Origin of the sequence: Photobacterium marinum, from assembly GCF_000331515.1 — a bacterium.
Lineage (GTDB): Bacteria > Pseudomonadota > Gammaproteobacteria > Enterobacterales > Vibrionaceae > Photobacterium > Photobacterium marinum.
In genome coordinates this window covers 1-15,569 of the sequence record NZ_AMZO01000052.1, presented here as the reverse complement: position 1 = coordinate 15,569, position 15,569 = coordinate 1, and the positions used below count along the sequence as shown (strand labels likewise).

Sequence of the window (15,569 nt, the reverse complement as noted above, 5' to 3'; positions counted from 1 at the left end):
TATCCATGACTACCTGGAAAAACAGCGGTGAAATCAGTGCCAGGATCTGTAATACAAAGGAAAATAAAAAGATTTCACTTAATAGCCTTTTATGTTTCAGAAACTCAGGAATAAACCAGCGAATATCAAACCGGGATTGTGACTGTTTTATATCAAGCCATTTTCCGTTCCAGTTGGAAGACAGTTCATCGTACGGCAAAACTTCCACTTTATCTTTATTAGCCTTTTGTATTAAACATTTTTCTTTATTAGTTTTGGCTAAAATGAAAGGTGCACCCTGATTATCAAAAAGGATTGCTGGTGTTTTTATTTTATCGAGCTTTTTTAGTGTGGAGTTCTTTTTTAATATTTTGACTTTATTTTTCACATTCAGTTTTTTTATATTCTCATCAAAACTAATGTGGTCATCTAACTCATTGTCTTTAATTGATTTTTCTTTATTTGTGATGATTGATAAATAAAGCTGGATACATGAAAGTGTCAGCCTTTCATTATGAGTCATAGTTGATCTGCTTAGGCAAATTAATCGATTAGGCTATATTTTAAGCCGGGGATGCTATCACCAGTATTAAGCGTGATCAACCACGGTTATTTCAATTGGGTTTTAGTTTTCATTCCGGTTTTATTTTGCTCTAAATTAGAGTTTTGAATATTTGAGTCAATATTGACTCTTTATTTTAAATTGACGAATTTTTACAATACCTTGTTTCATAATTATGATTTGGGAATGGTTCCAAAATTAGAATTTTTACTCTATTAATTTTCATTAATTTCTATTGAACGTTATATTTTTACGCTGTAATATTTCTGTAATAAACAACTCGCGACGTGTTGCATAATTATATTTTTAATAAAAATCCCGTTCTGTATATAACAGGGATAAAGGCCGTTTTATTTCTAATTAACGGCAGGTCATTAATATTAATTATAAGAAGGAAGGTGGTTTCCATGACTGAGAAGTTTGTCCAAACAGTCTCAAGCGTAAATTATAATAAAGGTGTTTTCTCTCTTTATTTTGTCGGTCAAGATCAAAAGAATATGGCTAGCGGTGTGATGGCTGAAAGCGATAATGATCTTGAACTAAAACAAGTTGTCCATATGCCGGCTTCTGGTTTCATGTACATGGTATCTATGATTAAAAACATGCTGGAAGATCCTCGCATGGAAGCTGAATTTGAAAAGCTGGTGGCTGCAGGTTTCCTACCGGCAGGACAAGCGGCTGAAAATGAAGCTGAAGAGGTTGCAGCAGAAGAAGCAAAAGCTGAAGAAAAAGTGCCACCTAAGAAACGTACTTCTCGCGCAAAAAAATAACTAACTATGGTTGATAGGGCATATGTCTATTAAGCATCAACCAGCAAAACTCACTTTAGCGCAAATACAACATATGATCGGTGGTGTAATGTTGCTTAGCCAACATTCACCACTTCATCGCAGGTATGTGGTTGCTGAATGGCAACAACGCATTATGCCTGCATTTGAGCTAAATCAGTTTTGCTATTACGAAGATGAACATGGACGCCCGATTGCATTTTGTAATTGGGCGTTTTTGTCTGAGCAGAACCGAGATCAGCTGCTCTCCGGAGTACGGGAAATATCTCCATCCGACTGGCGTTCCGGCCAGCATATTTTCATTCCAGAGATGATTGCTCCTTTCGGGCATGGCCGTCAGGTTGTTAATGACTTGCGTCGCCGTGTGTTCCTGCCGTGGCAAGGCCAGAAGGTCTGTACCGTCCGCGGCAAGGTGGATGCTCAAAACGATCGCTGTATTAGAAAAGTGCAGTGGTTTTCTATTTAACTTCTGAATAAGAGTTTGGCTTATGGGTAAACCATTTTGGAGAAGTGTTGAATACTTCTTCACGGGGAACTATTCCGCCGATGACGGTAACAATACCATCACAGCTATTGGTGCCGGCGGAGTGATTCATGCCTACGGAGGGGATGACCATATTAAGTTGGGATCACTCGGGGCAACGGTGTATACCGGTGAAGGAAACGATACTGTAGATGGCGGTGCGCTTTACCTCCGGATTGATGATACTGGTGGAAACCTGAAGGTTCACGGCGCAGCCGGGTATGCGGATATTAATAAATCCGGTGATGGGAATGTTACTTTCGAAGGGGCTGCCGGAGGTGTGGATATTGAACATACCGGTCGTCACGGAAGAGTCGATTATGCCGGAGCTGCCGCCTATAACCGTTTGGTGCGTAAAGGTGATTCCGGCGGTATGTCATTCAGCGGTGCTGGTGGTTACAACAGCCTTTGGCATGAAACCAATGACGGTGATTTGTCATTTAGCGGGGCAGGTGCCGGGAATAAAATCGACCGTACCTGGTTCGATAAATATAAGGGCTCTCACGGTAATGTTTCGTTTTATGGCGCAGGGGCAGCAAACAGCATCAGCTCTCGTGTAGAAACCGGTAATATCTTCTTTGCCGGGGTAGGTGCCGATAACCACCTCGTCCGACGTGGTAAAGCCGGTGATATCACCATGAAAGGTGCCGGTGCTTCAAACCGAATCGAACGCACCCGTAATGCTGATGATGTGTATACCGAAACTCGTGGTGATATTGTTTTCGAAGGAGCGGGCGGATACAACAGCCTGTACTCTGATGTCGCCCACGGTAACATTCACTTCTCCGGTGCCGGTGCTTATAACACCATTACCCGCAAGGGCGCTGGCAATGATTTTTCAAGCGAAGGTCTCGATACAGCCCAAGCAGAAAATATTGTGCTGACCACGGCGACCATGAGTGGTAGCTGGATTGGATATAACCAGCCTGTTACCGGTATTAAGTCCACCACTGAAGCGAATACCTACCTGTTTGCGTTCGCAGACGGAACCTATACCAAAATTAATAAGGTTCAACTTTCTAACGATCCTCAGACTGGCAAATTAAAGTACTTCTCTACTGCATGGTATAAAGAGGGGAACCACTTAGAAAATCTTGCCGATAAAGATATCTCTTCCAGCAATGGCTTTACAGCCATTAATCAAAATGGCGCGTATACGCTTTCTGATCTGACGTTTGAACATCAGCAGTCTATTACGGTCCATGCTGTTGAGGCCGATCTGACGGAAGATCAGTGGATAGCTTATGGTAATAATGGTGATAGCGAAGGCGGCGTACAGATCGATGCAGCTGATGTCACACTTTCTGATGCTAAAATGGAAGGCCGCTATATTACAGGCGATGGCACGAAGATGGATGTCTCGGCAATCAAATCCAATCTAAAGCCTAATACCTACGTCTACTCAACAATGTTTTTGAACCACACTCGGATTGTGGTGGTTGAATTGGCAAATGATCCGGAAACTGGCGTGCTCAAATATCAGGCAAAGGCGTGGTATAAGCGGGGCGATCACACTGCCAATTTGGCTAATGAAGACATCTCAAGGGAAAATGGTTACATATCTTTAGGTGTTGGTGATTTTTCTCTTAGTGAGGTGCAATACAGCGTTAATGCTGTGCGCAGTACATCTGAACATGTTGAGCAGATGCAGGAGTATAGTCAGCAGGAACTGGTTAAATCAGTGACAGCTGACGGTGAGAGTTCCGGTGATGTGCGCTTTGAAGGTGCGGGTGGCGGTAATGTCATCAACTCCAACGTAACACGCGGTAACGTCTACTTCCATGGCGGCGGTATTGCCAACGTTATTCAGCACAGCTCAAAGTTCGGTGACACTGAGTTTATCGGCGGCGGTGCGGCTAACGTTATCGTCAAAAGTGGTGAGCAGGGGGATCTGACCTTCCGTGGAGCCGGTCTGGCGAATGTTCTGGTGCACCAAGGCCAGCAGGGCAAGATGGATGTCAATGCCGGTGGTGCTGCAAACGTGCTTGTTCGAGTTGGTGACGGTGAGTATCTGGCGCATCTGCTGGCTATCGGTAATATCTCGGTACATAAAGGCAACGGTGACAGTCAGGTAACCATGCTGGGTGGTTTCAACACCCATACTCAGGCGGGTAACGGTAATGCGACCTGGATGGCTGCCGGTGGCTTCAATGTTATGACCCAATCGGGTAAAGGTGATGTTGCCTCGGTACTTGCCGGTGGCGCTAATGTGTTGTCGAAGATCGGTGATGGTAATGTCATTGCCGGTATGCTTGGCGGCGCTAACGTTATTACTCACATTCATAGTGATACTGAAGCATCGGGTACTACAGCCGTTGCTCTTGGCGGTGCGAATATCCTGACCAAGAAAGGTAAGGGTGATGCGCTGGCAGTCATGGGTGGTGGTGCCAACGTACTGACGCATGTCGGTGATGGTGCGACAACTGGTGTGATGGTTGGTGGGGCTAACGTTCTGACCAAGGTCGGCAACGGTGACACAACCGGTGTGATGCTGGGTATCGGTAACGTGCTGACCCATGTCGGTGACGGCCAGACTCTTGGCGTTATGGGCGCAGTCGGTAACATCTTCACCAAAGTTGGTGATGGTACGGCAATCGCTGCCATGGCGGGGGCGGGTAATATCTTTACTCACGTTGGTGAAGGCGATGCCTGGGCGCTGATGGGCGGTATGGGTAATGTCTTTACCAAAGTTGGCAATGGCAATGCGCTGGCGCTGATGGTGGCTGAGGCTAACGTCTTCACGCATATCGGTGACGGTATGTCAGTGGCGCTGATGCTGGCTAAAGGCAATATTGCGACCAAGGTCGGTAACGGTACGGCACTGGCGGCAATGGTTGGTAATGCCAATATCTTCACTCACATCGGTAATGGCGACACATTTGCGGCGATGATTGGTCAGGCCAATATCATGACCAAGGTCGGTAATGATCTGACCGCTGCTCTGATGGTCGGCAAAGCGAACATCATGACGCATGTCGGCGACGGTACCAGCCTGGGTATGTTTGCCGGTGAAGCCAATATCATGACCAAGGTCGGTGACGGTACCACGCTGGCAGCAATGTTCGGTAAAGCAAACATCATGACTCATGTCGGTGATGGTCTGACGGGTGTACTGGCGTTGGGTGAAGCGAATATTGTGACCAAGGTCGGCGACGACTTTATGGGAGTGGTAGCCGCAGCTAAAGCGAACGTAGTAACTCATGTCGGTGATGCGACTACCGCTGCTGTTCTGGCTGGTAAAGGAAATATCCTGACCAAAGTCGGTGAAGGTACAACGGTTGGTCTTCTGCTATCTGAAGTGGGCAACGTGATGACCCATGTCGGTGACGGCGCAACGGTCGGTTTTGCCAAAGGTAAAGCCAACATCATTACCAAAGTGGGTGACGGACTGGGTATTAATGCCGGTTGGGGTAACGCTAACGTGTTTACTCATGTCGGTGACGGTGATCGTTACAACTTTGCCAAAGGTGAAGCTAACGTTATTACTAAAGTCGGTGACGGTCAGGAAGTCTCTGTTGTTCAGGGCAAAGCCAACATTGTTACGCATGTCGGTAATGGTGATGATTACACCGGTGTCTGGGGTGAGGCGAATGTGATCACCAAGGTCGGCGACGGTCGTAACGTGGTGCTGGCTAAAGGTGAAGCAAACATTGTTACTCAGGTGGGTAACGGTGATAGTTTCAATGCGTTGTGGAGTAAAGGCAATATCGTGACCAAAGTTGGTGACGGTATGCAGGTAACGGCAGCGAAAGGTCAGGCGAATATTACTACTACGGTCGGCAACGGTCTGAGTGTGACAGCAGCCTACGGCGATGCCAATATCAACACTAAAGTTGGTGATGGTCTGTCGGTCAACGTGGCTTGGGGCAAGTTTAACGTCAATACAAAAGTGGGTGACGGCCTGAATGTCGCGGTGATGAAAGGTAAAGCGAACGCCAATATTCACGTCGGCGACGGTTTGGGAATCAATGCTTCTTATGCGCAGAACAACGTAGCCATCAAGATTGGTAACGGTGATTTCTACAGCCTTGCAGTAGCGGCGAGCAATACCAACAGTAATAAGCTGTCAGCATTGTTCGACAATATCAAGCAGACTGTGCTGGGTGTCGGCGGTAGCCAGGCAATTAATTATCTGGTTCAGGGTGATGATGCCTCCGCTTCGGGTTCTCGTAAGGGCAAAGGTGCGATTGATCTGGCAGAAGTATCTTCAATCGACGGCTTCCAGATGGATGAAATCGATGAAGTCAGCACTGATCTTGGCGACAGTCTGAGCAGCAGCGTAACAGCTGTAGAAACGCCGGATCTGGATCAGATGCAAAGTGCGCTGAGTGTTAAAGATGCTCAGGGAGTAACATCTGGAGTTGGTAAGGATACAACTTCAGCGGTTGAATCAGAGGCTACATCTGATGCGGATTCACCGAACTTGATCACCAATGGTGATTTTAGTCTGGGTGGACAGGGTTGGCAGTCAACGAATGGCATCGAAGCTGATTTCTGGGCATCAGCCTATGGTATCGAAACGAATGGTCAGGATTCACGCGTTTCAGAACTAGCCACCGCTCAAAACACCACCATTTATCAAGATCTTCAGGATCTTGTTGAGGGTTCGGTAATTTCACTTAATTTCGACTTTGCCAAGCGTCAAGGTATCTCTGCTGATAACGGTATTGAGGTTATTTGGAACGGTGACGTTGTGTTCTCGAGCTCCGGCGATGAGTCTGTTTGGCAGCAAAAATCATTGGAACTAACGGCACAGGTCGGCACCAACCGAATTGAATTCAAAGGTACTGGTGAGAACGATGGCCTGGGTTATGTCCTGGATAACGTTGTCGCAAAAGTTGAGAAACTACCGCAAGAGTTTGCTGTTACCGATACGGACAGTGACAAACCAAATCTGATCATCAACGGTGATTTTGAACAAGGTGGTCAAGGCTGGCAGTCAACCAATGGTATTGAGGCCTATGCTTCTGCAACCTCATATGGTGTTGAGCGCGAAGGCCACGGCGATCATGTTTCAGAGTTGGCGACAGATCAAAACACGACTCTCTATCAGGACATTCAGAACTTGTCTGATGGCGAAGTTATTTCACTGAGCTTCGACTTCGCGAAGCGCGAAGGCATTTCTGCTGACAAAGGCATTGAGGTTATCTGGAACGGCGACGTTGTATTCTCAACCTCGGGCGATGAGTCGGTATGGCAGCAAAAAACAATGCAACTGGCGGCAAAAGCCGGCAGTAACCGAATCGAATTTAAAGGCACAGGCCAGAATAACGGGCTGGGCTATATCCTGGATAACGTTGTTGCCAAATCCGAAGGTGTACCGCAGTCGAATCATATCAGTGAATACGCCAAGCAGGATGAAGCGGCGAAAAATGCCATGGCTGATAAAGCGCGCGCCGAAGCTGATCGCGAACGTCTTGAGCAGGAAAAAGAAAAACAACTCGCTGCTCTGTCTGGTTCGCAATCTCAGCTGGAATCGACTGATCAGCAAGCTATTGAAAATAACGGTCAGGTACAGCGTGATGCGGTGAAGTCTGAAGCCGATGAAGTAACCGCAGAACTGACCGCAATGGTTCAGGGGCTGGATGCACTTGAAGGTCATGCAGATTATAACGGTGAGTCCGGTAACAGCTGGCGAGAACATTTTGCTGGCGGCATCCTTGATGGAGTTCAGGGTGAACTGGATAGCGCAAAAGACGTTTCTGATGAATATCTGTCGAAAGTGCTGACAGCGATTGCTGATAACCAGAAAGATGTAAAAGAGGCGGTAGCCAAATCAGAAGCCGGTGCCGCTAAAGGTGAGCAGCATCGTGCCGGTGCTGAGCAGGATATTGCCGATGCCAAAGCAGATGCAGCGGCCCGTAAAGCCGAGGCATTGTCTCAGCAAGAAGGTGCAGAGCAGGCTGAACGTGATGCCCATAGCGCATTGCAAGATGCGCAGTCCCGAGGCGAGCGTGACACTATGGCGGCTGAGAACAAGGCATCTCAGGCGCAGGCTGATGCGAAAGGCGCCAAGCTGGATGATGATTACCGCCCGGATCGCGAAGGTGCGGCAGGTAGTGGTTTATCCGGAGATGGATTCGATGTTCAGGGTGCCAGTGAAACGGCTGTTCATGTTGATGCGGAAGCTACTGCTGGTGCAGAAGCGCTGGCCGAGGCAGACGGTCGTTACAGTGAAGATCTGGCAGAAGAAGGCCTGACTGAAGAAGAGCAGGAAGCACTGGAAGCAGCGAAAGAAGCGGTTAACCAGCTGCAAATCAATGCCGGTGTTCGTTCGCGGGATTCTGGTGCCACGATTTCTTCGATGTTCACGCAGGCACATGCCGATAGCATTGTTGCTTCTGTTGCGGGCGGAAGTGATGCACTTGGACGTAAAGGCCCGGAGATTTCAGGAGTGAATCTGGAAGGTCTTAGCGGTGCTCATGGTAGTCAGACAACTGCATTGCTGGGTTCCAAGACTGTACCTGAGTTCAGTAGTCACTTCGAAACCACTTCGATTGGTATTGAAAATGAGCTGTCCGGACTGGTTGTGGCTCTGCCTAAAAACTCTGCGCAGAAGTTCGGTTATGTGCATGACTCCGAGGGTAATCCTCTGTTCATGTTGACTAAAGACATGAACCAGGGCGGTTACACCAACCCGGCTGGTATCACTGATATCAAAGGTGTTGGCAATTGGCAGACACACACCATTGAGCTGGTTACTTATCCAAGCGAAACCCGTGATAAGACCGCGGTTGAGAGCCGTAAAGACGCGATGCTTTGGCTGGCTAAGGAATTCACTGGTCACATTAATCAGTCAAACCATAAGGGTTTGTCAAATGTGGTAAGTGAGGATGGCCGTTTTACACTGGTTATCTCGAACTCTAACCACCTGATTGCTGCGGGCAACGGTACGTCAATTGAAGCTCAGGGCCAGACTATCGGTATGACGCCGAGCGGACAGCAGGCCACTATGGCAGTAAGTGCCAAAGAGTTTGGTACGGGATCGTCATCTGAAGTGAAACTGCTGGAATCTGCGCCATGGTACCAGGCGGGATTACGAGATGAGTTTTCTGCCAATGCTGGCGAGATGATATTAGATGATCCGGCGGTTGCCCAAAATGTGTTTGCTTACCTGACATCAGTGTATTCAAAGACAGCGGATCTGGCGAAAGAGTACGGGATCTACATTAACGACTGGGATCCGGCATCTGAAGGCGTCTCGCCGAATGCACAGGGACTGACGGACCCGAAAGTGAAAAACGCATGGGAGATTCTGCCAAGAACCAAACCGGTGAAAATGCTGGAGCTTCTGAGTACTAATGACTCCCGATACGTCAGACAACAAATCTTAGCCAAGCTGAAAGCGTCGTATTCAGAGAGTCTTGCCAAGAATGTGTTTGAGTACTTCCAGTACGGCGGTGAAGTGGCTGGTCATGGCATCAACAACGCAACGACAGGAGGCGTGCAGCATCCTGAACCAGCGATCTTATTTGAGTTCCGCAGTGTACCGGGTGCGCTGAGTGAGTTTGTACCTAAAACTGAATCCACAGCAAAACTCGATGTGAAAGCACTCGATCAGTTTGACTCAGTCAGCCGCAGAGCCATCATAACTGAAGTGAATGCACTGGTGAACGGTAGTGATGATTTCGATGCTTGGTATCAGGAATATCGGGAAAGCAAAGGTCAGCCGCCGGTGAAAAATGCTAAGCGTAGCGCCTCAGCTAACCATAAAGCTGAATGGGTGATGACTCAGCACTCTGGTGAGTGGACAAGAATCACCGCACCTTATACTGAAGCGGTGGATTCGGCGACAAGCGTCAATGCAGAAACGCCGAAACCAACGGTTGTCGCTCATGGTGCAACTGAGAACCTAGAAGCGCTGGGTGGAAAACGTCAGCACCATAGTGATTCGTTGAATGACATGGTAGCGATGGAAAATGATGGTACATCACCTCGTGATAAATCGTCGTTAAGCCCACTAACCCGATTCCTGAATGATGAGCTGTATGGCAGCAAAGAAGATCGCCGGAATACCGGTGAGATCACCCAGGCCCTGCTGGATCATGCGGTTGCTAAAGGTGAATCGGATAAGGTGACGCTGAAAGGTGACTCTGGCCGATTAACGGGATATTTCCATTACGGCAAAACCGCGCAAGCGGGTGAGCAGGATTCTGATGCATCACAGAAAGTCGTCTTGTTCCTGCATGGTTCCGGTTCTTCAGCTGAAGAGCAGGCAAGTGCCATCCGTAATCATTACCAGAAACAGGGCATGGATATGCTGGCTGTTAACATGCGTGGTTACGGTGAAAGTGATGGCGGTCCGAGTGAAAAAGGCCTCTATCAGGATGCCCGCACCATGTTCAGCTACCTGGTGAATGACAAAGGTATCGATCCGAGCAATATCATCATCCACGGTTACTCAATGGGTGGCCCGATCGCGGCAGATTTGGCGCGTTATGCGGCTCAGAATGGCAAGGCTGTTTCCGGCCTGTTGCTGGATCGTCCGATGCCGAGCATGACCAAGGCAATTGCCGGTCATGAGGTTCCAAACCCAGCGGGTATTGTAGGAGCACTGTCTAAGGCGGTTAATGGTCAGTTCTCGGTTGAGAAGAACCTGAAAGGCTTGCCGAAAGAGACACCAATCATGCTGTTGACCGACAATGAAGGTCTGGGTAGTGAAGGCGAGAAGATGCGAGCCAAGCTTACTGTTGCTGGCTATAACGTGACAGGTGAACAGACTTTCTATGCCCACGAAGCAAGCAACCGTCTGATGAGTCAGTATGCAGGGCAGATTGTTTCGCGCTTCTCGGGATCACCGAGTGCACAGCCTGATGTGATGAAAGGCGGCTTGTTGCAAAACATTGGCGACAAGATCTTTGATTTAAAAGCTGGCGGTAAAGAGTTGGAAATGTCGTCATTCCACTTTAGCCAAGGAGCGGATCTGCTGAATCAGCTGACTACCCTGATCCCTGAAGTGGGTAATGTGTTGATTACCGATGGTAACGATGCCCAGTCTAAAGACTTCCTTGAAGGTGTCTGTTTTGCACTGTCGGCTCGTTACATGATGGAAGAGCGCGTTTACGGTCTTGGTGGCGGTAAAGCCTACATGGAATGGTTGAAAGACACCGTTCAGGCTTATAACGACAATACAGCCAACAAGAAAGCCGATATCGGTTCTGTCGAGCAGAAACTGTTGAACCAGTATCGCCGTCAGAATCTGGGTATGGCCGTTAAAGACTTGCTTTCTATGCAATACAGCCAGCTGATGGATACCTCCACGCCAGCAGCACGCGATGCAGCGAATAAGGAGTATGGCGGCAAGCTGAAAGCTAATGGTCTGACTGGCCCGAATATTAATGACGCGCTGACCTGTGGCGCAGACGGTTATGAGTCTGTGATGGATAAACTTCGTAACGTGAAGAAATCCACGTATATGACGTTTATGTCTCAGGGGCATGCGATGTCTGTTGTGGTTCATAAGCAAGGCAACCAGAAAGTCTGGTCATTCTATGACCCTAACTTTGGTACTAAGTCATTCGCTCAATATGATGATTTCCGTGGCTTTATGGATAATTTCCATAAAGGACTGCTGACTCAGTATAAATTCCAGGAGAGCGAAGAGGCGGAACAAAGCTTCTACGTCCAATTCAATAAGTTTGAAGAGGGTGAAATCTCGGGTTATGACGGTCTTTGGAAAGATGCTCGTGAAGGCGAGCAAAGCTATGTGCTTCGTGCACTGAAAGAGCAGGGTAAGACTTTCTCGCTGGGTAAGCACATTACCGGAAAGGTTACCGATTTCCAAGATGGAGTGATCTCGCTGGAAGTAACAACCAAGAAAGGCCGCAAGGTGCTGGTGGATGTAACTGCCGATAATATTAGCCAGGCTGCGAATTTGGCTCAGTCAAATATCGGTCAGGTACTTGCTGATCCATCAGCAAGTAAGTTGTCACTTCAGGGTCGTGCTGACAGTGGTCTTGGCGCGATCGTTACCGTGTTGGAGCAGGGTGCTCAGGAAGCCGGAGTCGAAGTGCTGAAAGGTATTAAGAGTGATCTTCAGCGTTACGGTGAAGCGCTGAAACCAGATACAAGAGTACCGGGTAAGACGAAAGATATTCGTACCACGAAGGATTTCCTTGGTGGTTATAAGCAAGGCTATGCTGAACAGGTTGTTGATGGCTTCCGTTCAGATATGAACATTAATCAGCTGGTCGATCTGTTGGTTAAAGGTAACTGGACTGCAGAGCAGAAAGGTGCGCTTGCGTGGGAAATCGAAAGCCGTGCGTTGAAAGTGACCTTCCAGCCGAAAGCGGAGAAATATAACCGATTATTCCGTGATGTTGTCTCCACAGGTGTTACTGATAGCAGAGCAAGTGAACAACTTGCACCTCAACTGTTGCTGCTTAATTTGTCGAATGATGGTTTTGGTGGTCGTTGTGATCCGCTGTCTAAGCTTGTTCTGGTTGCGAAGCAACTTGAAAATGACGGCCAGTCCGGAGTCGCAAGGCAGTTGCTGGAGAAGATGTATTCCGCAGCGGCTGTATTGAGCAACCCTGAGCTTTACTCTGAAACAGAACGAGCTAATGCCAGTAAGCTGCTGGGTAGTCTGGCTGCGATTCATGCCAAGAACCCGATGAATGAAACATCCATTAAGGTATGGCATGAGAAGCTCGAAGGTAAGCAGGCACTGACTGTAAACGGAGTCGTTGACAAGATTGCTGACAGTTCAGCAGACGGTAAGCCGGTATTGCTAGAGCTTGATGCTCCCGGACATGCAATGGCTGCCTGGGCCAAAGGCAGTGGTGAGAATCGGGTCTTCGGTTTCTATGATCCGAATGCCGGTATTGTGGAGTTCTCATCAGCAGAGAAATTCGGTGCTTACCTGACGCGATTCTTCGGTAAGTCAGATCTGAATATGGCGCAAGGCTATAAGCTGGCGAAGAATGAAGCAGGTGAAGCTATCTTCAATCGGGTTGTTGTTATGGACGGCAGCGTGTTGGCGACCTACAAGCCGACATTGGGTGACAAGACAACAATGCAGGGCATTTTTGATTTGCCTGTGTTTGACGCTACACCGATGAAGAAACCTGTCGCAACTGACACTGCTGAAGATGCGAAAACTTCAGGCAAGGAAGAAGCGTTGGCTGGTGCGGATAGTAAGGTTAATAATCAAGATGTTGAATCTTGGGAACTTGTAGCCGTAACACCTAAAGCTGATGGCGGTGAAACCCGCTTTGACGGTCAGATCATCATCCAGACGGAGAACGATCCAGCGGCGGCGAAAGCGGCAGCGAATCTGGCGGGTAAGCACCCTGACACTAGTGTGGTGGTTCAGCTTGATGCTGACGGTAACTACCGTGTGGTTTATGGTGATCCTGCTCAGTTGTCCGGCAAGTTGCGCTGGCAGGTGGTTGGCCACGGTCGTGATGAATCCGTCAGCAACAACACGAGTTTGAGCGGCCACAGCGCGGATGAACTGGCGGCGAAGCTGGCTCAATTTAGTCAGGACTTCAGTCCGGCGGAAAATATCACCGCTAAACCAGATCACATCAGTATTGTTGGTTGTTCACTGGTGAGTGACGATAAGCAGAAAGGTTTTGCTCAAAGCTTTATTACTGCTATGGCAGAAAACGGAATTCATAGTGATGTTTCTGCACGCAATTCTGAGGTGGCTGTTGATTCGACAGGTCGCAAGCATACCCGTGATGCTAACGAACAGTGGGCTCACAAAGTGGCAGCGAACAAAGTCGTGCTGAGCTGGAACGAGCAGGGTGAAGTGGTTACTCACATTGAGACGATCCGTAACGGCATTGCCGAAGGTGATGTTGACCTTGCCCGCGTTGGCCAGAACGATAGCGAAGCACCAGCCCGTGGTGCAATCGGTGATAACGGTGATGTCTTTACCGCGCCGGAAAAACGCACTAATACAGCGGAAGCATCATCCGGTGGTTCAGATAGCCAGCTGAGTTACTCTGGCAACATCCAGGTCAACGTCGGCGACGGTGAATTTACCGCCGTTAACTGGGGCACATCGAATGTGGGTATCAAGGTTGGTACCGGTGGCTTTAAGTCATTGGCATTCGGTGACAACAATGTGATGGTTCACGTTGGTAACGGTGACAGCAAGCACAGCTTCGACATGGCCGGTTATCAGGCTCTGGAAGGTGCCCAGATGTTCATCGGTAACCGCAACGTCAGCTTCAATATGGGCCGCAGTAATGATCTTATTGTGATGGCTGACAAGTCGATTCCGATGCCGCCATTGGTTAATCCGTTTGATGGCGCATCACGTATCTCCGGTGTATTGCAGGGCATTGCCCGCTCCGGAGAAGGTCAGGATTGGTTGGCAGCTCAGGATCAGCAATGGACACTGTCCGGTGCGAAGAAGTTTGTGCAGGATATGTCCGGTCTGGATCAGAGCAGCAGCGTGGATTACACCAGCCTGATTGATTTGGACTCGCAGCATGAGCGCAGTAGTCGTGGCCTGAAGCATGACGCCGAGGCAACGCTGAACAAGCAGTATAACCAGTGGCTTAGCGGTAGTGATAACAGCATGGATACCAGCACCATGAGCCGGGCAGACAAGTTCCGCCAGGCAAATGAGAAGCTGGCATTTAACTTTGCTGTTGGTGGTCAGGGTGCCGATATCCAGGTAACTACGGGTAACTGGAACTTCATGTTCGGTGACAATATCCAGTCGATTCTGGACACCAACCTGGGTTCGCTTTTCGGCCTGATGACACAGCAGTTCTCGGCAACCGGTCAGGCGAAAACAACCTTTACCTATAACCCGCAGGATCTGCCTCGTCAGCTGAAGAACAAGTTGCTGGGTAAACTGGCTGGTGTCGGTGCTGAGACAACACTGGGTGATATCTTCGGTGTGGATTACACTGCTGGCGGTCATATCGTATCCCGAAATGGTGAGTCGGTTGACGGCGTGGCGATCCTGAAGGAAATGCTGGAAGTGATTGGTGAGTTCAGTGGCGATCAGCTTCAGGCCTTTACGGATCCGACTAAGCTGCTGGACAGCCTGAAATCTGGTATCGACATGGGTGCGGATGGCATTAAGTCGTTTGCAGAAAGCCATGGTCTGAAAGAAAAAGCACCGGAAGAGGAAGAAGATAAATCTTCTGTGTCTGTGAATGGTTCAAATGCCGGTGTTGAACAAGCTGCTGGTGAAAAGGTTGCTTCTGCTGACAGTACGAAACAGGAACGCGCATTCGGCTTTAATGCCCTGAACCTGCCGAATCTGTTTGCGACCATCTTCAGTCAGGACAAGCAAACGGAGATGAAGTCACTGGTTGAAAACCTGAAAGACAACCTGACGGCAGATCTGCTGAATATGAAAGAGCAGACATTTGACTTCCTTCGTAACAGCGGTCACTTGCAAGGCGATGGCGACATCAACGTTTCTCTGGGTAACTACAACTTCAACTGGGGTGGTGACGGCAAGGATCTGGGTGCCTACCTGGGTGATAACAACAACTTCTGGGGCGGTCGCGGTGACGATGTTTATTACGCCACGGGTACATCCAACATCTTCACCGGCGGTGAAGGTAACGACATGGGTGTCCTGATGGGGCGTGAAAACATGATGTTCGGCGGTGACGGTAATGATACAGCGGTGGTTGCCGGACGTATCAACCACGTCTTTATGGGCGCAGGCGACGACCAGTCATTTGTGTTCGGTGAAGGCGGTGAAATCAACACCGGTAACGGCCGTGATTATGTCGTGACA

Annotated in this window: 4 protein-coding genes and 1 pseudogene; 4 read left to right on the top strand and 1 reads right to left on the bottom strand. The window is 48.8% G+C overall.

All coding sequences use genetic code 11. The annotated features are described in order from the left end of the window. A partial coding sequence (locus C942_RS23715; RefSeq protein ID WP_036801681.1) for a cysteine peptidase family C39 domain-containing protein occupies nucleotides 1-502 on the bottom strand: 502 nt, incomplete at its 3' end. 446 nt (nucleotides 503-948) lie between these two features. Here C942_RS23715 and rtxH point away from each other — a divergent pair. From rtxH to C942_RS25810, 4 genes and pseudogenes are all read left to right on the top strand, one after another. Beyond that, nucleotides 949-1,311 (top strand): protein RtxH, encoded by a 363-nt coding sequence (gene rtxH, locus C942_RS23710; protein WP_007471317.1) that lies wholly within the window; start codon nucleotides 949-951, stop codon nucleotides 1,309-1,311. Nucleotides 1,312-1,333: 22 nt separating this feature from the next. Beyond that, the gene (rtxC, locus tag C942_RS23705; protein WP_036801678.1) at nucleotides 1,334-1,795 is read left to right on the top strand and encodes an RTX toxin-activating lysine-acyltransferase RtxC; all 462 of its coding nucleotides are present in this window, start codon (nucleotides 1,334-1,336) and stop codon (nucleotides 1,793-1,795) included. A 22-nt stretch (nucleotides 1,796-1,817) separates the two neighbouring features. Continuing rightward, a pseudogene (gene rtxA / locus C942_RS25815) lies at nucleotides 1,818-9,650 on the top strand (MARTX multifunctional-autoprocessing repeats-in-toxin holotoxin RtxA); the annotation flags it as partial. A gap of 105 nt (nucleotides 9,651-9,755) precedes the next feature. Next, nucleotides 9,756-15,569: alpha/beta fold hydrolase (locus tag C942_RS25810; RefSeq protein ID WP_456299394.1), on the top strand; the 5,814-nt coding region annotated here is incomplete at its 3' end.

Coding starts and splice junctions, on each gene's coding strand:
- rtxH (WP_007471317.1), top strand. CDS start 949: ATGACTGAGAAGTTTGTCCAAACAGTCTCAAGCGTAAATTATAATAAA.
- rtxC (WP_036801678.1), top strand. CDS start 1,334: ATGTCTATTAAGCATCAACCAGCAAAACTCACTTTAGCGCAAATACAA.